Genomic DNA, 1,394 nt, shown 5'->3' on the forward strand with positions numbered 1-1,394 from the left:
GGTCCTCGACCGGCTGACGCAAGCGCTGGTCGCCGCCGAGCAGGCCATTGGTGAGGCCGCGCTCGCGCTGCGTCTCGTGCACCAGGTCCTGCACCGCCAGCGCGAGCGTCACCGCGGCGACGGTGTCCCGGCTCTTCCGATACGCGCCCACTTCGCGCGCCACCAGCGTGCCCAACAGCGCGAGCACCAGCACGAGCGACACCACGAGGATGCGGGCCAGCTGCCCGCGGATGGTTCGCGGGCGCACAATTCCGCTGCCGGACACCTGGCGTTCACCATCGGAAATGCGGAGGGGGACAACCGGTGTGCCGCCGGAATTCTCCGGTCGCCCAGGTGACCGCACCACCCTCTGTTCCTCCGATCAGCCGCCGCGCCTGCTCCACAGCGAGCACGTGGAAATCAAGGGGAAACTGTCACACGGCCTACCCGTCGTCAACGCGAGAATCGGGCAAAACGGACATTGTGCGGACTTCTAAACACACTGGCAACGAAGAGTTACGAGTGCGACAAAACCGGCATCCGCGAACGAATGCCGAGACTCGTTGTGTCCTACCCACCTTCGCCCGCCGCGAAACCTCGCGGCCCCACTCTGATACAGTCCGGCGCGACACACCGGATGGCAAGAGGGCTGGATGGCGCACCGAATTACTTTGGTTCCCTTGGCGATAGCGCTCGCATTAGGACTGGCCGCCTGCGGCGACGAGTCCGGCGGGTCCCCCGCGACGACCAGCACGCAGACCGCGAGCGCCGCGGGCACGGCCACCCAGCTGTTCGATCCCTGCACCGGCATCCCCGACGCCACACTGACGAGCGCCGGACTCGACCCGGCGAGCAAGCAGGTCGGCGTCGGCGGGGTGAAGCAGCCCGGTTGGGAGATCTGCGGATGGAAGGGCGCCGACTTCACCCTCGGCGTGTTCTCCAACAACATGTCCGTGGCCGAGTTCGAGCGGAAGCCGGGCAATGTCGACTTCCAGGACGTCACCATCGCCGGACGCACCGGACGCCAGTTCCGCGTGGACGACGCCGCCAAAGACCAGATGTGCGACGTGCTCTTCCCCGCCCGGCAGGGCCTGCTGCAACTGACCCTGGTCAACAAGACCGCGGACCAGAACCCCTGCGATCGCCTCGCGACCGTCGGCGAAGCTATCGTCCCGGCGCTGCCGAAGTAGAACCGCCCCACTCGACGCAGGACCGGGTACGGATTCGCCCGGCGCACCCGACAACCACGACCATCTCGCCGCGGCAGCGGCAAACTCAGACGGTTACTCGCGCACGCAACCACACCAGCTCAACCACCGGTTTCGAGCGAAGCGAGACCGAGCATGCGCCGTTCGCGGCCCGGCTCGCGTCCGAGCGGCCGCCGCGTCCGCGACGAAGTCGCCAGCGGTGGTCGC

At 67.8% G+C, this 1,394-nt stretch carries 1 protein-coding gene and 1 pseudogene; one reads left to right on the plus strand and one right to left on the minus strand.

The annotated features are described in order from the left end of the window. Positions 1-265, minus strand: a pseudogene (locus tag ACWEH3_RS36075) (nitrate- and nitrite sensing domain-containing protein); the annotation flags it as partial. Between the two features lie 394 nt (positions 266-659). On the opposite strand from ACWEH3_RS36075, the gene ACWEH3_RS36080 reads away from it, so the two are divergent. Next, positions 660-1,169: a DUF3558 domain-containing protein gene (locus ACWEH3_RS36080; RefSeq protein WP_450026803.1), complete on the plus strand. Its 510-nt coding sequence runs from the start codon at positions 660-662 to the stop codon at positions 1,167-1,169. Positions 1,170-1,394 lie beyond the last annotated feature (225 nt).

This window comes from Nocardia sp. NPDC004718 (assembly GCF_053601535.1).